Below are 20,823 nucleotides of genomic sequence, written 5' to 3'. Positions count from 1 at the left end.
GCCTAAACTGTTGACAGATCAGCCGGAAACCGGCGCATTGCCGCGCAGTCTATGACACTTTCTTGTCGAGACCAAAGGCAAAAGGCGCTAGGGAATTAGCCGATAATGTCAGCAGAAGCCTCGATTATTCAGGCAGGGGAAACAGGCACATGGCTCGCTTTGAGCTCCACGAGAGACTGAACGCCGACACGCTGCCGGGCGGTGTGTTGCAGCTATGCATGCTGCGCGTCATGGACGATGCGCGCTTCGACTGGATCGTCATGGTGCCGCGCCGCACCGGCCTGACGGAGCTGCACGATTTGCTCCCGCCTCAGCGAGCCATTCTGATGGAAGAAATCTCAGGGGTCTCCGAACGGCTGAAGGCCGCGACGGGCGCAAGGAAAATCAATGTTGCCATGTTCGGCAATATGGTGCCGCAGCTGCATATACACGTCATCGCCCGGCATGAGGATGACCCCGCATGGCCCGGCGGCGCGGTTGGTTTCGGCACGCGCGAGCCGATGGATGATGCGGCAAGGAAAGAAAAGCTCGACAGGCTGATGCCGGTGCTGCGGCCTGGCCTCAACACCGGTGCGCCGTCAGCGCTTTTCTAGATCTGGACCGGCGCCCGGTCGACCGAATGGCCGACCTCGACATGGAGTTGGGCGACGAGGTCCGGGTCCAGTTCCAGCCGCGCCGCGAGCATGGAGAGGTAGCCCTTCTCCGCCGGACCGGTCTCATCGAGCGCGATCAGCGATGCGGTATAAAGCTCTACCGCCTCTTCCGGGGTGTCGGCCGATTTGGCGACAGCATCGACATCGAGCGGCTTGTCGAGTTCGGCGAAGACGAAGTCGCGGTCCTTTGCGTCCAGTTCCATCTCGGCGAGCTGCGCATTGATGCGCTTGCGCTCGTCCGGCGTGATGTGACCGTCGGCCTTGGCGGCGGCGAGCATGGCACGGATCAGTTTACGGGAGAGTGCCTCTTGCGCTTCCTCAGGCTCAGGCAGGAAGACCGGCTGTCCGCCACCGGCAGCGGGCACAGAGGCAGTGCCGGATGTGTGGCGCTCGCCTGTCGTGATGCTTGGCTGAGGGGAGCCTTCGGCCTGTTTCTTTGCCTGCCAGTCCTGCCATGCCTTGTAGGCAAGGCCGCCGACCACGGCGACGCCGGCGATTTTTGCCGTGTTCTTGACCATCTTGCGCCCGCCCTTGCCACCGAGGATCAATCCGGCGATGCCGCCCGTGGCAGCACCACGGGCAAAGCCACCCTTGTCGTCCCCAAGGAACTGATCCAGCAGCGATTTCGAGCTCATGTAATTTCCTCCAGATGGTCATTGTTGTCAGGAGGATAGATAGGAAACGACCCGCCCCATTCAATATGGAGCGGGCCAGAAGTGTTTCATTTCAACAGTCTAGTCTGCGCGGCCTAGGCCTGCATCGTCCAGCCTTCGACGCCCATGGCTGCCTGGCGCAGGGCCTCGGTGCGGGTCGGGTGCGGGTGGGAGGTGCGCGCGATGTCTTCCGACGAGCCGCCGAACTCCATGACGATGGCGGCCTCCGCGATCATCTCGCCGACGCCGGTGCCGATCATGTGGACGCCGAGGACCCGGTCTGTCCTGGCATCGGCCAGCACCTTCACGAAACCATCCGTGTCATGATTTGTCTTGGCGCGGGAGTTGGCGGCGAAGGGGAACTTGCCGACCTTGTACTCGACGCCCGCTTCCTTCAGCTGTTCCTCGGTCTTGCCGACATTGGCAACTTCCGGCCAGGTGTACACGACGCCAGGGATCAGGTTGTGATCGATATGGCCCGGCTTGCCGGCAATGACCTCGACACAGGCGACAGCTTCGTCCTCTGCCTTGTGCGCCAGCATCGGGCCGTGGGTGACGTCGCCAATGGCATAAACACCGTCTGCGGACGTCTTGAAATGGTCGGTCGGAATGAAGCCGCGCTTGTCGGTCTCGATGCCAACGGCTTCCAGCCCCAGCCCCTTGGTGACCGGGCGGCGGCCGATGGCGACCAGTACCGTATCAGCCTCGATCACTTCACCATCGCCGCCATCAGCCGGCTCGACGGAGACCTTCACCTTGGTTTTCAGCGTCTCGACGCCGGTGACCTTGGTCTTCAGTTTGAAGTCCATGCCCTGTTTCTTCAGGATACGCTGGAAGCCTTTCGAGACCTCGCCATCCATGGTCGGCAGGATACGGTCGAGGAATTCGACGACGGTCACCTTGGCACCGAGGCGGCGCCAGACGGAACCGAGCTCCAGCCCGATGACGCCGCCGCCGATGACGACGAGATGCTTGGGAACTGATTTCAGTTTCAGCGCACCGGTGGAGGAGACGATTTGTTCCTCGTCGATCGCGACATTCGGCAATGGCATGACTTCTGAACCCGTCGCGATGATGATGTTTTTCGCGTTCAGCTCTTCGGTACCGCCATCGGCTTTGTGGACGGTCACCTTACCCTTGCCGGTGATCTCGCCGCGACCGAGATAGCCGGTCACCTTGTTCTTCTTGAACAGGTATTCGACACCCTTGGTCAGCCCCTCGACAGCATCATCCTTCTGCTTCAGCATCTGGTCGAGATCGAAGGAGAGCTTGCCGGTCTTGATGCCAAGCTGTTCGAAATCGGTCTGCGCGGCGGCGTAGAGTTCGGAGGCATGCAGCAGCGCCTTGGACGGGATGCAGCCGACATTGAGGCAGGTGCCACCGAAAGTGCCGGTCTCGCGCATCTCGATACAGGCAACACTCATGCCCAGCTGCCCTGCCCTGATCGCGGCGTTATACCCGCCGGGGCCGCCACCGATTACCACTACGTCGAAATCTGCCATTTGTCCGTCTTTCCACTGCTGTTGCATCGTGTTCAGCGTGGCTTAGACCTGTGCCTTGGCGGGGTCAACTGCAAGGGCCTTGAGCCTTTTATACCAGCGCCTTTCAACGCACCTCCTGAGTACTTATGTTGGATATAACGAGGGAGGAAAAATGAGACATATCGCATTCTGGACGGCGATCCTGACCGGCATCGTGTGGCTTGTCATGCTGGTCGCCGGCGGGTTGGCATGGCCCGGCTACAGCCATGTCAGCCAGTATATTTCGGAACTTGGTGCCATCGGTGCACCGCAGGCCTTTGCCATCAACTGGTTCGGCTTCATGCCCATCGGCGTATTGATGATCGCCTTTTGCCTTGCCGCGATGCTGGCGCTGCCGAAGTCGGTCGGCTCGATCCTTGGGTTTCTCGGCCTGATCCTGTGGGCGGGCGGCTATGTCATCTCGCCTTTCTTTCCGTGCGATTATGGCTGTCCGGTCGATGGGGACCAGACGCTTGCACAGATGATCCATAATCTCGGGGCGGTCGTGAGCTATCTGGCAGGTGCTGTCGCTCTCATGCTGCTTGCCGGGGCGACAAAAAAGTGGCCGGGCGAGACGCGCGGCCTGGGGCTGTTCGCGCTTGTCGCAGGCATTATCTGTCTCGCCTGTTTCCTGTTCCTGGCCCCACACCCATTTGTCGGCCTCGTCCAGCGGCTGGGCGAACTGGTCACTTTCGGCTGGATGATCGCCTGCGGGTTTTACCTCGTCCGGACAAAAGAAAACCCCTGACGGGAAAACCATCAGGGGTCTGAATTTCAGTCTTTGAAGCGACCTTACAGATCGAGCAGCAGGCGCTGCGGATCTTCCAGGTTTTCCTTCACGCGGACGAGGAAGGTAACCGCGCCCTTGCCATCGACAATGCGGTGATCGTAGCTCAGCGCCAGATACATCATCGGGCGGATGACGATCTCGCCATTGACGACGACCGGACGCTCCTCGATGCGGTGCATGCCGAGAATGCCGGATTGCGGCATGTTCAGGATCGGTGTCGACATCAGCGAGCCATAGATGCCGCCATTGGTGATGGTGAAGGTACCACCCTGCATCTCTTCCAGCTTCAGGTCGCCCTTGCGCGCACGGGTGCCGTAGTCGACGATCTGCTTCTCGATCCCGGCGAGCGACATGTGGTCGGCATCGCGCAGTACCGGCACGACGAGACCTTTCTCCGTACCCACCGCAATACCAATATCGTAGTGGTTCTTGTAGATGATGTCGGAGCCTTCGATCTCGGCGTTGACGTCCGGCACTTCTTTCAGCGCGGCGATACAGGCCTTCACGAAGAACGACATGAAGCCGAGCTTGACGCCGTGTTTCTTCTCGAACAGGTCCTTGTAGGCCTTTCGTGCCTCCATCACCGCCGTCATGTCGACGTCGTTGAAGGTCGTCAGCATCGCTGCGGTATCCTGCGATTCCTTCAGGCGGCGGGCGATGGTCTGGCGCAGGCGGGACATCTTCACCCGCTCTTCGCGGTCGCCAAGCTCGCGCGGCGCGGACGGCGCCGGAGCTTTCGACTGGGCCGGTTTGGAATAGCCGGATTCAAGCGCGGCAAGTGCGTCGCCCTTGGTGATGCGGCCATCCTTGCCCGTGCCCTGAATGCGCGAGGCGTCGAGATTGTGTTCCTCGATCACGCGGCGCGGCGCGGGCGACAGTTTCTGGTCATCAGCGCCAGCACCGACGCTTTCGCCAGCGGAAGCTTCAGCACGCGGCGTCGGCGCATTGGCCGGGCCCTGGCCCTGAACCTTGCTGTCGCCGGATGATTTGCCCCCGGAAGACTTTTCAGCGGAGGATTTCGATGAAGAACCCTTCGCCCCCTCGGCAATGATGCCGAGCACATCGCCGACGGCGACGGTTGCGCCGGCCTCGGCTTTGATTTCCTTGATCGTACCGGAGACGGGCGCGGGCACATCCATGGAGGCCTTGTCGGTTTCCAGCGAAACGACAGGATCGTCCTGGTTCACATAATCGCCAACCTTGACCAGCCACTCGCCGATATCGGCCTCGGTCACGCTCTCGCCGGAAGACGGCGCGGTGATCTCGACTTCCTTGCCTTCGTCAGCGGCGCTTTCCTTGGCACCGCCCTTGGCTACGCCTTCGGACTTTGCTGCAGCGCCATTGGATTTCGGCTTGGCAGCGCCGCCGGATGCGCCTTCCTCGATCTCGCCGAGCAGCGCGTCGAGTTCGACGGTATCGCCTTCCTTGGCGGTGATCTTCGACAGGACGCCGGCCGCAGGTGCAGGCACCTCGACGGAGACCTTGTCCGTCTCCAGCTCGACGATCGGCTCGTCTGCCTTGACGGTGTCGCCTTCCTTTTTCAGCCACTGGCCGATGGTGGCTTCGGTGACCGATTCACCCAGCGTTGGTACACGGATTTCCGTCATGTCTTTATTTCTCCACGGTTAGCGCTTCATCGAGAAACGCCTGCAGTTCTTCAAGGTGGCGGCGCATCAGGCCGGTAGCGGGCGAGGCAGATGCCGGGCGGCCGACATAGCGTGGCCTTTTATGCTTGGCGCCGATCTGGTTGAGCGTCCATTCGATGTTCGGTTCCATGAACGTCCAGGCGCCCATGTTCTTCGGCTCTTCCTGGCACCAGATCATCTCGGCATTCTTGAACCGCTTCAGCTCATCCATCAGCGAATGGGCCGGGAACGGATAGAATTGCTCCGTACGCAGCAGGTAGATGTCGTTGATGTCGCGCTTCTCGCGCTCCTCCAGCAGGTCGTAATAGACCTTGCCCGAACAGATCACGACGCGTTTGATCTTGGAATCGGAAACCAGCTTGACGGTCGAGCCGGGGTTCGTCTCCGCATGGTCCCACAGGACCCGGTGGAAGGACGAGCCGGGGCCCATGTCCTTCAGGCTCGATACCGCCCGCTTGTGACGCAGCAGCGATTTCGGCGTCATCAGGATCAGCGGCTTGCGGAAGTCGCGTTTCATCTGACGGCGGAGGATATGGAAATAGTTCGCCGGGGTCGTGCAGTTGGCGACCTGGAGGTTATCCTGGGCGCAGGCCTGCAGATAGCGCTCCAGACGTGCCGAAGAGTGCTCAGGCCCCTGCCCCTCATAGCCATGCGGCAGGAGGAGGACGAGACCCGACATGCGCAGCCATTTGCGCTCGGCGGAAGAAATGAACTGGTCGAAAATGACCTGCGCACCATTGGCGAAGTCGCCGAACTGGCCTTCCCACAGGGTCAGGCAGGTCGGGTCGGCGAGCGAATAGCCATAGTCGAAGCCCATGACCGCGAATTCGGACAGGTTCGAATCGATCACCTCGAACTCGCCCTGTTCCGACGCGATATGGCGCAGCGGCGTGTAGCGTTTCTCCGTCTTCTGATCGACGAATTGCGCATGGCGTTGCGAGAACGTGCCGCGGCGCGAATCCTGGCCGGACAGGCGCACGCGATAGCCCTCGCGCAGCAGTGACCCAAACGCCAGTGCCTCTGCCGTTGCCCAGTCGAAACCCTCGCCGCTGTCGAACATGTCAGCCTTGGCTTTCAGGATGCGCTGCAGCGTCTTGTGCGCCTCGAAACCATCCGGCACGGTCGTCATGACCTTGCCGATTTCCTTTAGCCGGTCGATGTCGACAGCAGTGTCGCCACGGCGATCATCGTCCTGCGGCGGAGCGAAATCCGACCAGCGACCATCGAGCCAGTCGGCTTTATTGGGCTTGAATTCCTCGCCGGCCTTGAATTCGTCTTCAAGGAAGTTGCGGAACTCGTTCTGCTGTTGCTCGATCCAGCCATCAGGAATAACGCCCTCTTTTTCGAGGCGCTTGGCGTATTTCTCCATCGCCGTCGGCTGCTTGGCGATCTTCTTGTACATCAACGGCTGGGTAAAGCTCGGCTCGTCGCCTTCATTGTGGCCGAACCGGCGATAGCAGAACATGTCGATGACGACATCCATGCCGAATTCCATGCGGAATTCCGCCGCGACCTTGGCGGCGTAGACGACCGCTTCCGGGTCGTCGCCATTGACGTGGAAGATCGGCGCCTCGACCATCTTGGCAACATCCGACGGGTACGGAGAAGAGCGCGCGAATTTCGGGCTCGTCGTGAAACCGATCTGGTTGTTGACGATGAAGTGGATCGTGCCGCCGGTGCGATAGCCCGGCAGGCCGGTAAAGCCGAAGCATTCCGCCACGACACCCTGCCCCGCAAACGCCGCATCGCCATGCAGCAGCAGCGGCAGGACGTGGGTGCGGGCAACCTTCACATCGCCAGCATCCATCAGGTCCTGCTTGGCGCGACACTTGCCGAGAACGACCGGGTTCACCGCTTCCAGGTGAGACGGGTTGGCAGCCAGCGAAAGGTGCACCTTGTTACCATCGAACTCGCGGTCCGACGATGCGCCGAGGTGATATTTCACATCGCCCGATCCGCCGACGGATTCAGGTGTGACGGAGCCGCCCTGGAATTCGTGGAAGATGTGGTGATACGGCTTGCCCATAACCGCAGCGAGGACGTTGAGGCGGCCACGGTGCGGCATGCCGAAATTGATTTCCTTCACGCCCAGCGCGCCGCCGCGCTTGATGATCTGCTCCAGCGCCGGCACCATCGCCTCGCCACCATCGAGACCGAAGCGTTTCGTGCCGGTATATTTGACCTGCAGGAATTTCTCGAAGCCTTCGGCCTCGACCAGCTTTGACAGGATCGCCTTCTTGCCTTCTTCGGTGAAGGAGATGTCCTTGTCCGGGCCCTCGATGCGCTGCTGGATCCAGCTCTTCTGTTCCGGCGAGGTAATGTGCATGAACTCGACCGCGAAGGTGCCGCAGTAAGTCCGGTGCAGTATTTCCATGATCTGGCGCAGGGTCGCGCTTTCCAGACCCAGCACCATGTCGATGAAGATCTGCCGGTCCATGTCCTTTTCCTCGAACCCGTAGGACTTCGGGTCGAGCTCGGGATGGATTTTCTTCTTCTGCAGGCCGAGCGGATCGAGATCGGCGATCAGGTGACCGCGGATGCGATAGGCGCGGATCAGCATCAGCGCCTTGATGGAATCCTTCGTCGCGGCATGCACGTCAGCCGGGGCGAGGTCCGGCTTTTTCTCGGCGATCTTCTTCTCGAAGGCATGCTCCAGCGCGCCCCAGTTTCCGTCGAGGGCGGCGGTCAGCTCATCGCCGGTGCGGGGCGGCCAGTCGGTGCGCTCCCAGCTCGGGCCTTCGGCATTGCTTTCGGCAAGGTCGGTGTCACCCAGCTCGTCGAAAAACGCGCGCAGCTCGGGATCGACCGAGGCCGGGTCGCGGGCGTAGCGGGCAAATTGCTCTTCTAGATAGAGCGCGTTTCCGCCGGACAGGAAGGAAGTAGCAGCGTGTGCTGCATTGCGGGAGAGGCCGTTTGCCCCTCCTTGAGAGCCATCATGGGCCATATCAGGTCCGATCTGTCAGGGGCATGAAGACCCCATTCTTTCATCTGGGGGGACACGCCCCCGTTAGCTATATTGCGGGCGCGTATAGCAGTGATTTCAACGCCCTGTCAGCATCTAATTAAGCGCAGGGGCTGCAATAGCAACACCCTGCTACAGGCAGTTTAATATGCCCCCTGTTTAAAACCGCTTAAGCGCCTTTCAGCAGGTCGACGAGGGTCGTGCCCAGCGCCGCTGGCGTCGGCGAAACGGCGATACCGGCCGATTTCATCGCCTCGATCTTGGCTTCGGCGGTGTCATCGCCACCGGAGACGATGGCACCGGCATGGCCCATGCGGCGGCCCGGAGGCGCCGTGACACCGGCGATGAAGCCGACGGTCGGTTTTTTCACCTTGTTTTCGGCCAGGAACCGGGCGGCATCAGCCTCGGCGGAGCCGCCAATTTCACCGATCATGATGATCGAGGTCGTCTCGTCATCGGCGAGGAACATTTCGAGGCACTCGATGAAGTCGGTACCCTTGACCGGATCGCCGCCAATGCCGATGCAGGTCGACTGGCCGAGGCCCGCCATGGTCGTCTGGTGAACCGCTTCATAGGTCAGCGTACCGGAGCGCGAGACGATACCGACATTGCCGCGCTTGTGGATGTGGCCCGGCATGATACCGATCTTGCACTCGTCCGGCGTGATAACGCCCGGGCAGTTCGGCCCGATCAGGCGGGTCTTCGAGCCGTCGAGGGCGCGCTTGACCTTGACCATGTCGAGCACCGGGATGCCCTCGGTGATGCAGATGGCAAGCTCGATCTCCGCGTCGATGGCTTCGAGGATCGAATCAGCAGCGAAGGGCGGCGGCACATAGATGACCGTCGCATTCGCGCCGGTCGCTTCCTTGGCTTCGGCGACCGTGTCGAACACCGGCAGCGTCGCGCCCTTGGCGGCGTCGCCCGCTTCCCAGGTCATGCCGCCCTTGCCCGGCGTCACGCCGCCGACCATCTTCGTGCCATAGGCAATCGCCTGCTCGGTATGGAAGGTGCCGGTATTGCCGGTCAGGCCCTGGCAGATGACTTTGGTGTCTTTGTTGACGAGTACGGACATTTTTCGATCCTTAAAGGTTGGTCAGTCAGTAATGGTTTCTGTCAGCGGGCAGCCATTGGCGTCATCGCCTTCGGCTCGATTGATATAGACAAGGCCGTCCTGCAGGACGTCGTCCTGAAGCAGCACTTCGATTTCGTGCGCGCGGCCTGCCATGGGGTATTTCGAGACGCAGAAGGTCGATTTCTCTTCGCCTTCGCTCTGCTTCTTGAACAGGGCGCTTGCCTCCAGCGCTGCGACCATATTCACATAGGAGATCGCCTGATAACGAAGGCCGCAGGTGGCCAGGTGTGCAGGGTCCGCACCATCCTTGATGAAGATGCTGAAAAAGACCGATTGGCCGTCACCTCCGCCAAAGCTTGCCCGCCATGCATTGTCGCCCGGCGGCGCCAGTTCTCCGAGATTATCCGGCGAGGCAACCCGCCAGCCACGCTCATCAGCGCGCAGGCGCAAATCCTGCGGATTTGCGTCTGCCGCCGCACAGAGCCGGGCGAATGTACCGACCATCAACCGTGCATTGATCGCTTCATTGACAGCATCCGACTGGGCATGGGCAGGCATTGTCAGCCCACAGAACACTGTGGCGAGAGCTGCAATTATACCTGCGCTATGTCCGGCTGGTCGGATCACTGAAGCTTACCCCTGAACGGCTTTCACGATTTTCTGCGCAGCATCGTCGAGGTCGTCGGCGGCGATGACGTCGAGATCGGAGTTGTTGATGATCTCCTTGCCCTTCTCGACATTGGTGCCTTCCAGGCGCACGACCAGCGGCACGTTGAGGCCGGTTTCCTTCACGGCGGCGAGCACGCCCTCGGCAATGACATCGCATTTCATGATGCCGCCGAAAATATTGACGAGGATGCCTTTCACGCCCGGGTCCGAGGTAATGATCTTGAAGGCTTCCGTCACCTTCTCTTTCGTCGCGCCGCCACCGACATCGAGGAAGTTGGCAGGCTCTGCGCCATAATGCTTGATGATGTCCATGGTCGACATGGCAAGCCCGGCGCCGTTGACCATGCAGCCGATATTGCCGTCGAGCTTGACGTAGGACAGGTCGAATTCCGACGCGCGCAGCTCCAGCGGGTCTTCCTCACTCTCGTCGCGCAGCTCCATCAGGTCGGCATGGCGGAACCCGGCATTGGAATCGAACGACACCTTGGCATCGAGCACCCGCACATTGCCGTCGGTCATGACGATCAGCGGGTTGACCTCAAGCATGTCCATGTCCTTCTCGGTGAAGGCCTTGTAGAGAACGCCCATCAGCTTCATGCCCTGCTTGGCAGCCGGGCCTTCGAGGCCCAGCGCCTTGACGAGGCGGCGGGCGTGGTGCGGCATCAGGCCGGTCGCCGGGTCGATCGCCACGGTCACGATCTTCTCCGGGGTCTTCTCGGCGACTTCCTCGATATCCATGCCGCCCTCGGTCGAGGCGATGAAGGCGATGCGGGAGGTCGCGCGGTCGACGAGAACGGAGAGATACAGCTCGGTCTCGATATCGGCGCCATCCTCGATATAGATGCGGTTGACGACCTTGCCTTCAGGGCCGGTCTGCTTGGTAACGAGGGTAGAGCCCAGCATCTTGCGGGCTTCCTCGGCGGCATCTTCCGGCGTTTTCGCCAGGCGCACGCCGCCTTTTTCACCGGCTTCGGCTTCCTTGAACTTGCCCTTGCCGCGGCCGCCAGCGTGGATCTGGGCTTTCACGACGTACAGACCCGCCTTCATCGACTTGGCTTTCTCAAGCGCCTTGTCGCCTTTCAGCACGACGACACCATTGGCGACGGGGGCGCCGAATTCTTTCAGCAGTTGCTTGGCCTGATATTCATGGATGTTCATGGGCGGGTTCTCTCGTCTTGCTGAAGCGGGCCGGACGGCCGGACGTTAATGATCACCAGCGCTTATAACACCGCCGTTTTGCGGCGCAACCGCGCTGGCCACCCCAAACCATCAATAATTTCGACAGCGACGATAGAAAGTGGCAATAGCTGACCCGCAGCGCGCAAGTCATGCTCTTCAAATGAAAAAGCGCCGAGCAACCGGCGCTTTTTGTCCCTGCCCTGGTGAGTGAGTTACTTGCTCAGGCCCGACCAGACCGTCGCCGGGTCGACCCTTGTGCCGTGAACCAAGGTTTCGATATGGACATGGGGACCGCTCGATCTGCCGGTATTTCCGAGTTCAGCAACCTTCTGCCCCTTTTTGACGCTCTGACCTTTTTCAACCACCCACGCATCAAGATGAGCGAAAACCGTCGTCACGCCGCCTGCAGATTGCAACACGACGACTTTCCCATAATGAGGTGAGCCACGGAAATCCTCAGTGACTTCGAGGACAATGCTGTCGGCGGGAGCATAGATTGGAGAACCCATGCGCTGAACAAGGTCGACACCATTGTGCATCTCTTCATCCCTCCCTCCGAGGATGGGGGGCAATCTGCGCATTCCGTATGATGAGGTAATTTTCGCCCCCTCCACGATCGTCGCATTTTCGCCAGAAGCTGCATTGGCGCCGGTCCCGAGGGTCAGGGCTGCGCCCATGCCGACCACGCTGAGGCAGGCGACGGCCATGTAAAGCCCGGCTGCGGCAAAGGGTGACTTGCGGGCACCGCTCGCACCCTCCATAATATGGGTCATTCTCATCTTTTCGTCCTTTAGCTGAGAGGTTGAGAAGGCGGCAGGCGGGCATGGCAGTGCCCGGCCTGCCATTTTCTTTTCGGCAGAGAGTTTTGTCAGGCGCAGGGCCGCCAGCAGGGTGCGGGCATAGGCCTTGCGCGAGGATGCATCGGCACGCGACAGCGCGGCGCGATCGCATTGCAGTTCGGCGGACAGGCGCCAGCGGCGCACCATCATGGCGATGAACGGGCTCGGCCACAGCAGGATTGCCGCAAGCGAGAACGCGAAGGCGATGTCCGTATCGCGGCGGGTAAGGTGGGCTGCCTCATGGGCGATGACCGGCTCGATCGCTGCCTCGCCCACTTCCTCCAGCAGGCTCGCCGGGATGACGATGGCGGGCTTGCCAGCGAAAAGGATGCCGGAGAAAGCGAAGGGGGAAATGTCCTCGGCACAAACCAGTACCGGCACATCCGTGTCCGACACGAAGACCGGGCACGACCGGCGCACAAGCAGCGCAAGACGGACACGCCCGATGAAGAAGTTTGCCAGCATGGCTGCCGCAACGACCGCATACAGGATCGCTGCACCCAGCAGCCCCTTGTTCAGCAGACCCGCAAACGGCATGCCCGCGGGCTCGCCACCCTGCCCCACGCCAACAGGGCCGTCGAGGAAGGACAGGTCCTGAGGCATGGCGATCTCGATAGCTGCAGGCAATGCCGGCAGGAAGCCCGCAGCGACCAGACCGGCCACCGGCAGGACCGCCGCCAGCAGGTGCAGCGCCCACCAGGCCGACCAGTCGGATTGTTCGTCACGAGCCAGATAGCGCGCCGACAGCCAGACCAGACCGGTCCAGAGGAGTGCAAAAGTCAGTAGGGTGATGAATGTCATAACCTGCCCGGTTCATGAAGTTATACTGATAGCTTGATCAAGAGGGCTGGCCCGGATCAGGCGTGATCGGCCCAGCCCACTCCCTGCCCTTACTGGTCGTCCTGCAGCTTTTCCTGCTGCTTGCGCATTTCCGTAACCTCGCGCTCGATTTCAGCCCTGGCACGCTCGATCTCCTCTTGCGCACGGGCCAGTTCGCGCTCGACTTCCTGCTGAATTTCAAGACGCTCCTCAGCGGTCAACTCATGGTCGCGTTCGATCTCGGCAAGCTCGCGGGCGACTTCTTCACGTGCCATCTCGATTTCGACACGGGCTTCCTCGATATCGATCCGGGCCTGGGCGAGGTCTTCTTCGGCCTGAGCCATATCTTCGCGGATCGCCGCTTTTTCTTCCTCGCTGAGGTCATCCCAGTCACGCACGAGACGGGTACCATCCTCATAGGTAATGACCTGCTGGAATAAGCCGTCTTGCTCCATGTTGTTGACCATCGCGATGTCCGTCTCGACACCGTCGAGCGCAAGCGCGGGCGGTGCAGTCGGCTCAACCATGGCAAGGCGCGTTGGCTCGGTCGGCTCGACCGGTGCCGTCATTTCTGTCGGCACCGCTGGGGCAGACAGCCTGGTCGGCGCTTCAGGTGCATTGTCAGCGGTCATCGTCGCCGCGCCGGCGCAGCCGGCAAGGGCCAGCGCCATGGCAGCGGCACCGAGCGTCAGTTTCTCGCGCAGGCCGATCGCCTTGACGCTGCTGGTCTTCAATATCCTCGACAGTCTCATTTTTTCGTCCTTTAGCTCTGTGGTTGAAAAGGCAGCCAGCGGGCATGGCAGTGCCCCGGAATGACCTCCGTGCTGGCTGGGGATACGCAGGGCATCGATGAGCGATTGCGCATAGGCCCTTCGCGTGGCGGAGCTGGCCCCGGCAAGGGCAGCAGCATCACAGGCAAGCTCGGCGGAAAGCCGCCAGTCGTCGACAAGGGATTTCAGGAACGGGCTGACCCAGAAGAGGATCGTCAGCACGCTGAGCCCCATCGACCATTCCGGATCGCGGCGGGCGATATGCGCCCCCTCATGGGCGATGATGCCGTTCAGCCGGTCGCCATCCATCTCGTCCGTCAGGCAGGATGGCAGGATGATTACGGGCCTGAACCCGCCCCGGGCAAAGGGCGTCATCGCCTCGTCAGTGATCAGCACCGGCGCGTTACCACGCAGCAGCGGCTCAGGCCGCGCGCGGTTGACGATCGCCCCTACCCGCGACCGGCCAATGGCAAAGCGCAGGCCGAGGAACACGATCCCGCCGGCATAGATCACCGCCAGCACTGGCGCGACAACCGGCAGCACGGTCCGGAAGGCGCTGACAAGAAACGCCATCAGGTCAAAACCCTGCTGTTCTGCGCCGGTTGATGACGACCCGGCCAGTGCCGGATCGATCATGTATGGCGAGGCACCCGGCGCGGGCTGGGGCATCGCCTCTCCTGCCAGCGCGGCTTCCGCTGACAGCAAAGACAGGCCATCAAGAAAAGCCGGCTTCAACGACGGAAAAATGACCATCAGCACAAGGAATACCGGCGGCAGCACGCAGGCGACGATTGCCGCAAGCCAGTATGCCGGCCATGACAGGTAAGGCGCGGTGTCGCGCGACAGGGTCTGGTGCAGGTCGACAGCGGCGCGGACAAGCCCGCTCCACACGAACGCGACAAGAAGAAACAGGACGACAGCCATCAGCGTGCCTCCCCTTCGTCTTCGCTGTCATCCAGCATCGCCTGCAATTCGTTCAGCTCATCCTCGCTGAGCAGCTTTGAATCTGTGAATGCCGTGACCGGCAGCGCGCCGTTGATCTCCAGCACCCGCGCCGCGAAATCGCGCGTCATCGCTGCAATGGTCGCCACCTTGGTGATCCCGGCGGCATAGACGCGGATGCCGTGGACATCGTGCGTATCCAGCATGCCCTTCTCGACCATGCGGTCCAGCGTCTTGCGGGTGGAAGAATAAGACCAGCCCAGATCGGCCGAGATCGCGTCATGAATTTCCCGCGCGCTCTGGCGGCCCGACGACCACAGCGATTTCAGGATGGCCAGCTCGCTCTGGGACGGTTTGGCGGCGTTTTTATCGGCGTTCGACATGACTTCTCATTCCTTCGGCGCGCCCAAGGCAGACGCGCCTGCTTGTTGTCGCAACCTTGCGACAGATGTCGCACCCAAGTCAATCGGCATTTTTATTAACTGGGCGTAACATGGATTGTTGGCGCAAGGCCCGGTGCCCCCTACACTGGCACGGGTTTCCAGGATGCGTTTGAGGGCGATGAGCAACGACAGGAACATCTGCAGCAATTGCGGCAACTCGCTGCGTGGCAAATACTGCCATGATTGCGGCCAGCGGGCGAACGAGCCGCGTCGAGCCGTCATCGGCCTCGTACAGGACTTTTTCGTGGAGACCCTGTGGCTCGACGGCCGGCTGCTGCGCTCCATCGGCATGCTGCTCTGGCGCCCGGGACGCCTCGCCCGTCATTATCTCGACGGCAAGCGCGTGCGGTATACGCCGCCTTTCCGCATGTACCTGTTCGCCAGCGTGTTCTTTTTCTTCCTGACATTCTTCCTGATCGGCTCGGCCAGCAATACCGCCATCGGTGATGATCCGACGTCGATACGGGATTTCGTGAACGGCTTCCAGGAAGGAGTACAGGGCGACGGCGCTGACCCGGCAGACGCTTCGGCGCCGGATACCGACCGCGAAAGCACGCAGCAGGAAGATGAAACAGCGATAGCTGACACAGTCACACAAGAGACGCAGACGGACGATCCCGTTTTGGATGAGGCGGGCACGTCTACAGAAGGCTCATCATGGCTCGACCAGAGTTGGGAGGAGACTGATTACACAGGTCCGGACTGGTTCGAACCGCATGCCAGGAGGCTTTATACGGCGACCCAGCGGGTCCTCGACGAGCCGCGCCTTTATCTCAATTCACTGCAGAACAACTTACCCCGCGTTCTCCTGCTGGCCCCGCTTTTCTATGCCGCGCTGCTCGCGCTGTTTTACGTCTATCGCCGCAAGTTCCTGTTCTATGATCATCTCGTCGTCAGCCTCTACATGCATGCGGCACTCTACGCCTATCTGCTGATCGCCCTGCTCCTCTCCATGAGCCCGTTCCTCGGCTGGCTCGTGCCTTTTCTGTTCATATGGCCGATGCTGCAGCCCTATGCAGTGTTGCGACAGGCCTATGGCTCCAACTGGTTCTCGGTCATCGCCAAGGGCTTCCTGATCACGTCGATCTACAATCTCGTCGTCTTCATTCTAGTCCTCTTCGGGGTGTCCTACGCACTGTACCAGAGCTGATCGCGCACGAATTTTAGCGGCGCTGCGGTGTTTCCGAACTTGTTGCCAAGAGGAACCACGCCATGCCGCTGAGACGACTGATCACTGCACCGCTGGACAGCCAGGCCCGGGACTTTCTCTACACGGGCCAGATCACCCCTGAGACGTTCGCATCACCGGCAGGCGAGGAAGCGCTGTTCGCGGCGGACTCTGTCACCTGGCGCGTCTTCAAGAACCCGGTTTCGCTGTACATCGGCGGGATAGCTGCGGTGATCCTTGAGTTTGCCGACCCGCGCGTGCGCTCGGGCGTATGGGACCATTCCAGCTTCCGGCGGGAGCCTGTCGAGCGGATGAAGCGCACCGGGCTTGCCGCCATGGTCACCGTCTATGCGGCGCGCCCGGTCGCCGAAGACATCATCGCGCGGGTCAATCGCATGCATGAAAAGGTACGGGGCGAGACGCCGGACGGCATGGCTTATCACGCCAGCGACCCGGACCTGCTCGACTGGGTACAGGTCACCGCGACCTATGGCTTTCTAGAAGCCTATCACAGCTATGCCGCGACACTGACCGATTTAGAGCGCGACCGTGCCTATTCAGAGGCACAGGCCGGTGGCGCCCCCTATGGCGCGAAAAGCCTGCCCGCCAGCAGGGCCGAACAGGCCGCCATGTTCGAGCAGCGCAAGGCGGTGTTCGAGCCATCCCCGATCATTGATGATTTTCTCGAGATCGTGCGCAAGGCAAGGACATTGCCTGCCCCGGCCAGTCTCAGCCAGGACATGCTGGTGCGCGCGGCGGTCGATCTGGTGCCGGAAGATATCCGCGAGATCCTGCAACTGGGCGACCGCTACCGGCTGCATGGCTGGGAACGGACCATGATCAAGGCGATGGCCAGCATGGCCGACAAAATGCCCCTGCCCTCAGCGCCGCCGGCCATTGCCTGCAAACGCCTCGGCCTGCCGGTTGATTACCTGTATTGAGGGCCACCCGGATCATCTATTGCTCGGAATAGAAACCCTCACTTGACATTATCGCGCGGGAACGCCAAGCAGCGCGCACGAAATCTCTAAAACTGGAAGTTCATAATGGCTTATAATGTAGCAGTGGTTGGCGCGACGGGTAATGTCGGCCAGGAAATGTTGTCGATCCTCGAAGAGCGGATGTTCCCGGTAAAGGACGTCTACGCGATTGCCTCGCGCTCCTCGCTCGGCCGCGAGGTCTCCTTCGGCGACCGCACCCTGAAATGCCAGGACCTTGAGCAGTTCGATTTCTCCAAGGTCGATATCGCGCTGTTCTCCGCCGGCGGTTCCGTCTCCGCCGAGTGGGGCCCGAAGGCTGCCAAGGCCGGTGCCATCGTCATCGACAACTCTTCCCACTTCCGTATGGACCCGGACGTCCCGCTGATCGTGCCGGAGGTGAACCCGGACGCCGTTTCGGGGTACACGAAGAAGAACATCATCGCCAACCCGAACTGCTCCACAGCGCAGCTGGTTGTGGCGCTGAAGCCGCTGCATGACCGTGCACGGATCAAGCGCGTGGTCGTCTCCACCTACCAGTCCGTTTCAGGCGCCGGCAAGGCCGCCATGGACGAGCTGTGGAACCAGACAAAGGGCATCTTCGTCGGCGACGAGCCAACACCGGAAGCCTTCACCAAGCAGATCGCCTTCAACGTCATCCCGCATATCGACGTCTTCCTTGATGACGGCTCGACCAAGGAAGAATGGAAACTGGTTGCCGAGACCAAGAAGATGCTCGATCCCAAGATCAAGCTGCACGCGACCGCCGTGCGCGTGCCGGTCTTCGTCGGCCATTCGGAAGCCGTGAACATCGAGTTCGAAAAACCGATCTCCGACCACGAGGCCCGCGACCTGCTGCGCGAATCCCCCGGCCTGATGGTGATCGACAAGCGCGAGGACGAGGGCTACATCACGCCGGTCGAATGCGTCGGCGATTTCGCCACCTATGTGTCGCGCATCCGCACCGACCCTACGGTCGAAAACGGCCTGTGCCTGTGGGTCGTCTCCGACAATTTGCGCAAGGGCGCGGCGCTGAACGCGGTGCAGATCGCAGAATTGCTGCTCAACAAGGGCCACCTGAAAGACCGCGGCTAGGCGCGCCCCTTTCCATTAAAGTGATTTAAAGCGCGTCATGGCCAATGACGCGCTTTTTTTGCATAGCGGCGATCGTCTCGCGTTCTTCGTGAGCAGGACTGCTCCTACGCTAATTGAATCTGGTGTATCAATCACCAGCCAAAGTGCTACCCTCCATTGAGAGAGAGAAGTTGCCGGACGAATTGCGGCGCGTACCTTGCGGAGGAAAACATGGCTATTGAACTTGAGAATCTTGATGCGGATACGGGTACTCGTATCGATGGGCTCTTCCCAAACCATCTGATTGGCGGGGCTAATGCGATTGTCGGCGATATCAATGGCGATGGCATAGATGATTTCATTATCGGAGCCAGGCAAACAGAAGTCTCGGGTTCAAGCGCAGCCGGTCAGGTCTATGTCGTTTTTGGAAAAGATGGCGGACTGGGTGCGAATTTCGATCTATCATCGCTTGACGGGACAAACGGGTTTACGATTTCCGGATCCTATCAAAACCAGTATCTTGGAGAGTATGTCTCCGCCGCCGGAGATTTCAATGATGACGGCCTGATGGATTTCCTCGTATCTGAGAAGAATGAAGCAGGTACCTCCGGCGCTGTCCATCTGATCTACGGCACTTCCTCCGGCTTTTCTGCCGATTTCAACTTGGAAGATATCGATGGCACAAACGGCAGCACAATATCCGTAGACAGACTTGTCGCGTCGATCGAAAATATCGGCGACATGAACGGTGACGGCGTCGATGATATCCTGATCGGCTCGGTAATTTCAGGGTCGAGCTATCAATTCGATGTCGTGTTCGGCACCTCCTCAGGCTTGGGTGCAGATTTCTCGACTACCTCTCTTAACGGCAGTAACGGCTTTTCCATAACCGGGACTGACGCAAGGCTCTTCGGATATGCTGTTAGCAAGGCAGGCGACATCAATGGTGACGGCCTTGACGACATCATTCTTGGCGCATTTCAGGAGGGTGAAAATGGAGCGGCTTTTGTCGTTTTCGGATCATCATCGGGTTTTGCGGCAGACATCGCGCTGTCCTCCCTCAATGGAAACAATGGTTTTAAACTGGTCGGCATTGATGATGGCGACGATGCCGGATTCTCTGTAGGCGGCGGGGGAGATTTCAATGGCGACGGCTATGACGACCTGATCATCGGCGCACCGGACGGAGAGCCGTACGGTGAAGGGTATGTCGTTTTCGGCACAGCGTCAGGTTTTTCATCAACTTTCGACTTGTCGGCGCTAGATGGCTCAAACGGATTCGTCCTGAATGGCACGCCTGACCTTGGCAACGATGCGGAGGGCATGGAATTTGCCGGCGACGTCAACGCGGACGGCTATGATGACATCCTGGTTGGCTCCCCCTATGCTGACGAAGTATTTGTCGTATTCGGATCGGCCAGTGGCTTGGGTAGCAGTGTGGACCTTGGGACGATCGACGGCAATGGGGGCCTGTTGATAACAGGCACTCAATATGCACGCGCAGGTGTTGGCTTGGCCGGCGGTGGCGACATCGATAATGATGGCATTGACGACATCCTGATTGGATCAATCTTTGCCTCGCCAAATGATATAGCACGCGCAGGGCAGGTTCATGTCGTCAGTGTCGGTTCTATCCTTGGGGTCGAAGCGATTATCGGTGACGAAAACGATAACACGCTGGAGGGCACTGAGGACCGGGATCATATTGAAGGTCGCGACGGCAATGATACGCTCTATGGCTATGGCGATAATGACGATCTCTACGGTCAGGCCGACCACGATGTCCTTTATGGCGGTGACGGGAATGATGAACTCTTCGGCGGCCTGAACTACGACTATCTCTATGGTGAGGCAGGTGAAGACGTCCTTTATGGCGGCGGCAGCAATGATCTGCTTTCCGGCGGAGATGATGACGATACTCTGTACGGGGAGTATGGTGAAGACCTGCTGATCGGCGGTGCCGGGAACGACTATCTGGATGGCGGATTGCTGAACGATCGCCTGTTTGGCGGCCTCGGCGACGATTCCCTGTTCGGCGACTTCGGCGACGATTACCTCGTCGGCAATGACGGCAATGACCTGGTCGGCGGCGGTGCCGGCAACGACAATCTTCATGGCCGCGATGGCGATGACCGGCTCTATGGCGAGGCCGGCAATGACTGGATGCGCGGCGGGGCTGGCGCCGACAAGCTGTCGGGCGGGGCCGGTAGCGATGCCCTCTTCGGCGAGGATGGCGACGACAATCTTTATGGGTATGCAGACAATGACCGCCTGTGGGGCGGCGGCGGCAATGACTGGATGAAGGGTGGCGATGGCGACGACTATCTCGATGGCGGCGACAAGTTCGACGCCCTGTTCGGCGAGGGTGGGGCCGACACCTTCGCCTTCACCGGCGACTGGCGCCATGACCGGATCATGGACTGGGAAGACGGGATCGACGTGATCGATCTGTCCACGCAGGGCCTGAAGACTGGCGCGGAGACCGACGCCGATGCCTTCGCCAAGCTGAGTGTCGTACAGGATGGTTCGGACACGGTCGTGTCCATCACCGGCGACACCTACAACTCGATCACCCTGATCGGGGTCGACGCAGCAGACATCAACGCCGACGACTTCGCCTTTGCGTAAGGCGTAGTCAGGGTGTCAG

16 protein-coding genes are annotated in these 20,823 nt (G+C 60.5%); 6 read left to right on the top strand and 10 right to left on the bottom strand.

The genetic code is table 11. The features are described from left to right. The first annotated feature begins 149 nt into the window (after positions 1–149). Complete coding sequence (locus FF098_RS15190; RefSeq protein ID WP_155142131.1) at positions 150–593, top strand: HIT domain-containing protein; 444 nt, start codon at positions 150–152, stop codon at positions 591–593. Here FF098_RS15190 and FF098_RS15185 read toward each other — a convergent pair. Next, complete coding sequence (locus FF098_RS15185) at positions 590–1,288, bottom strand: tellurite resistance TerB family protein (RefSeq protein ID WP_155142129.1); 699 nt, start codon at positions 1,286–1,288, stop codon at positions 590–592. The genes FF098_RS15190 and FF098_RS15185 overlap by 4 nt on opposite strands. A 113-nt stretch (positions 1,289–1,401) precedes the next feature. Next, positions 1,402–2,808 (bottom strand): dihydrolipoyl dehydrogenase, encoded by a 1,407-nt coding sequence (lpdA, locus tag FF098_RS15180; protein ID WP_155142127.1) that lies wholly within the window; start codon positions 2,806–2,808, stop codon positions 1,402–1,404. Between the two features lie 151 nt (positions 2,809–2,959). Between lpdA and FF098_RS15175 the strand changes: the two genes are divergently transcribed. Further along, positions 2,960–3,574, top strand: a complete 615-nt coding sequence (locus FF098_RS15175) for a DUF998 domain-containing protein (protein WP_155142124.1) — start codon at positions 2,960–2,962, stop codon at positions 3,572–3,574. A gap of 44 nt (positions 3,575–3,618) precedes the next feature. Here the strand turns inward: FF098_RS15175 and odhB are convergent, their stop codons facing one another. The 8 genes from odhB to FF098_RS15135 all read right to left on the bottom strand — a co-directional run bounded on the left by odhB (position 3,619) and on the right by FF098_RS15135 (position 14,897). After that, entirely contained in the window at positions 3,619–5,223 is a 1,605-nt protein-coding gene (gene odhB, locus FF098_RS15170) for a 2-oxoglutarate dehydrogenase complex dihydrolipoyllysine-residue succinyltransferase (RefSeq protein ID WP_155142123.1), read from the bottom strand. Between the two features lie 4 nt (positions 5,224–5,227). Beyond that, positions 5,228–8,206 (bottom strand): 2-oxoglutarate dehydrogenase E1 component, encoded by a 2,979-nt coding sequence (locus tag FF098_RS15165; RefSeq protein WP_155142121.1) that lies wholly within the window; start codon positions 8,204–8,206, stop codon positions 5,228–5,230. A 187-nt stretch (positions 8,207–8,393) separates the two neighbouring features. Continuing rightward, positions 8,394–9,296, bottom strand: coding sequence for a succinate--CoA ligase subunit alpha (gene sucD / locus FF098_RS15160; protein WP_155142119.1), 903 nt, complete (start codon positions 9,294–9,296; stop codon positions 8,394–8,396). A 21-nt stretch (positions 9,297–9,317) separates the two neighbouring features. Beyond that, positions 9,318–9,854 carry a hypothetical protein gene (locus FF098_RS15155; RefSeq protein ID WP_155142117.1) on the bottom strand — a complete coding sequence of 179 codons (537 nt, stop codon included), beginning with the start codon at positions 9,852–9,854 and terminating at the stop codon, positions 9,318–9,320. A 75-nt stretch (positions 9,855–9,929) separates the two neighbouring features. Beyond that, positions 9,930–11,123, bottom strand: a complete 1,194-nt coding sequence (gene sucC, locus FF098_RS15150; RefSeq protein ID WP_155142115.1) for an ADP-forming succinate--CoA ligase subunit beta — start codon at positions 11,121–11,123, stop codon at positions 9,930–9,932. A 233-nt stretch (positions 11,124–11,356) separates the two neighbouring features. Beyond that, a complete protein-coding gene (locus FF098_RS15145) occupies positions 11,357–12,784 on the bottom strand; it encodes a M23/M56 family metallopeptidase (protein ID WP_155142113.1) in 1,428 nt (475 codons plus the stop codon). An 89-nt stretch (positions 12,785–12,873) separates the two neighbouring features. Further along, positions 12,874–14,496 carry a M56 family metallopeptidase gene (locus FF098_RS15140; protein ID WP_155142110.1) on the bottom strand — a complete coding sequence of 541 codons (1,623 nt, stop codon included), beginning with the start codon at positions 14,494–14,496 and terminating at the stop codon, positions 12,874–12,876. After that, a complete protein-coding gene (locus tag FF098_RS15135; RefSeq protein WP_155142108.1) occupies positions 14,496–14,897 on the bottom strand; it encodes a BlaI/MecI/CopY family transcriptional regulator in 402 nt (133 codons plus the stop codon). Before FF098_RS15135 ends, FF098_RS15140 begins: the two co-directional genes overlap by 1 nt. Positions 14,898–15,075: 178 nt before the next feature. On the opposite strand from FF098_RS15135, the gene FF098_RS15130 reads away from it, so the two are divergent. The 4 genes from FF098_RS15130 to FF098_RS17885 all read left to right on the top strand — a co-directional run bounded on the left by FF098_RS15130 (position 15,076) and on the right by FF098_RS17885 (position 20,804). Continuing rightward, positions 15,076–16,107 (top strand): DUF3667 domain-containing protein, encoded by a 1,032-nt coding sequence (locus tag FF098_RS15130; RefSeq protein WP_166426575.1) that lies wholly within the window; start codon positions 15,076–15,078, stop codon positions 16,105–16,107. Positions 16,108–16,169: 62 nt separating this feature from the next. Next, positions 16,170–17,066 carry an oxygenase MpaB family protein gene (locus FF098_RS15125; protein ID WP_155142104.1) on the top strand — a complete coding sequence of 299 codons (897 nt, stop codon included), beginning with the start codon at positions 16,170–16,172 and terminating at the stop codon, positions 17,064–17,066. A 105-nt stretch (positions 17,067–17,171) separates the two neighbouring features. Next, on the top strand, positions 17,172–18,197 hold the full coding sequence (locus FF098_RS15120; protein WP_155142103.1) for an aspartate-semialdehyde dehydrogenase: 1,026 nt from the start codon (positions 17,172–17,174) through the stop codon (positions 18,195–18,197). A 210-nt stretch (positions 18,198–18,407) separates the two neighbouring features. Beyond that, positions 18,408–20,804, top strand: coding sequence for an FG-GAP repeat protein (locus FF098_RS17885; protein ID WP_155142100.1), 2,397 nt, complete (start codon positions 18,408–18,410; stop codon positions 20,802–20,804). Positions 20,805–20,823 lie beyond the last annotated feature (19 nt).

Source organism: Aquisalinus luteolus, from assembly GCF_009712425.2.
Taxonomy (GTDB): domain Bacteria; phylum Pseudomonadota; class Alphaproteobacteria; order Caulobacterales; family Parvularculaceae; genus Aquisalinus; species Aquisalinus luteolus.
The sequence above is the reverse complement of the archived record's forward strand: the minus strand, read 5'-3'. Positions and strand labels throughout refer to the sequence as shown.

Excerpts from the sequence above, each read along its gene's own strand:
- FF098_RS15190 (WP_155142131.1), top strand. The coding sequence starts at position 150 with ATGGCTCGCTTTGAGCTCCACGAGAGACTGAACGCCGACACGCTGCCG.
- FF098_RS15185 (WP_155142129.1), bottom strand. The coding sequence starts at position 1,288 with ATGAGCTCGAAATCGCTGCTGGATCAGTTCCTTGGGGACGACAAGGGT.
- lpdA (WP_155142127.1), bottom strand. The coding sequence starts at position 2,808 with ATGGCAGATTTCGACGTAGTGGTAATCGGTGGCGGCCCCGGCGGGTAT.
- FF098_RS15175 (WP_155142124.1), top strand. The coding sequence starts at position 2,960 with ATGAGACATATCGCATTCTGGACGGCGATCCTGACCGGCATCGTGTGG.
- odhB (WP_155142123.1), bottom strand. The coding sequence starts at position 5,223 with ATGACGGAAATCCGTGTACCAACGCTGGGTGAATCGGTCACCGAAGCC.
- FF098_RS15165 (WP_155142121.1), bottom strand. The coding sequence starts at position 8,206 with ATGGCCCATGATGGCTCTCAAGGAGGGGCAAACGGCCTCTCCCGCAAT.
- sucD (WP_155142119.1), bottom strand. The coding sequence starts at position 9,296 with ATGTCCGTACTCGTCAACAAAGACACCAAAGTCATCTGCCAGGGCCTG.
- FF098_RS15155 (WP_155142117.1), bottom strand. The coding sequence starts at position 9,854 with ATGCCTGCCCATGCCCAGTCGGATGCTGTCAATGAAGCGATCAATGCA.
- sucC (WP_155142115.1), bottom strand. The coding sequence starts at position 11,123 with ATGAACATCCATGAATATCAGGCCAAGCAACTGCTGAAAGAATTCGGC.
- FF098_RS15145 (WP_155142113.1), bottom strand. The coding sequence starts at position 12,784 with ATGACATTCATCACCCTACTGACTTTTGCACTCCTCTGGACCGGTCTG.
- FF098_RS15140 (WP_155142110.1), bottom strand. The coding sequence starts at position 14,496 with ATGGCTGTCGTCCTGTTTCTTCTTGTCGCGTTCGTGTGGAGCGGGCTT.
- FF098_RS15135 (WP_155142108.1), bottom strand. The coding sequence starts at position 14,897 with ATGTCGAACGCCGATAAAAACGCCGCCAAACCGTCCCAGAGCGAGCTG.
- FF098_RS15130 (WP_166426575.1), top strand. The coding sequence starts at position 15,076 with ATGAGCAACGACAGGAACATCTGCAGCAATTGCGGCAACTCGCTGCGT.
- FF098_RS15125 (WP_155142104.1), top strand. The coding sequence starts at position 16,170 with ATGCCGCTGAGACGACTGATCACTGCACCGCTGGACAGCCAGGCCCGG.
- FF098_RS15120 (WP_155142103.1), top strand. The coding sequence starts at position 17,172 with ATGGCTTATAATGTAGCAGTGGTTGGCGCGACGGGTAATGTCGGCCAG.
- FF098_RS17885 (WP_155142100.1), top strand. The coding sequence starts at position 18,408 with ATGGCTATTGAACTTGAGAATCTTGATGCGGATACGGGTACTCGTATC.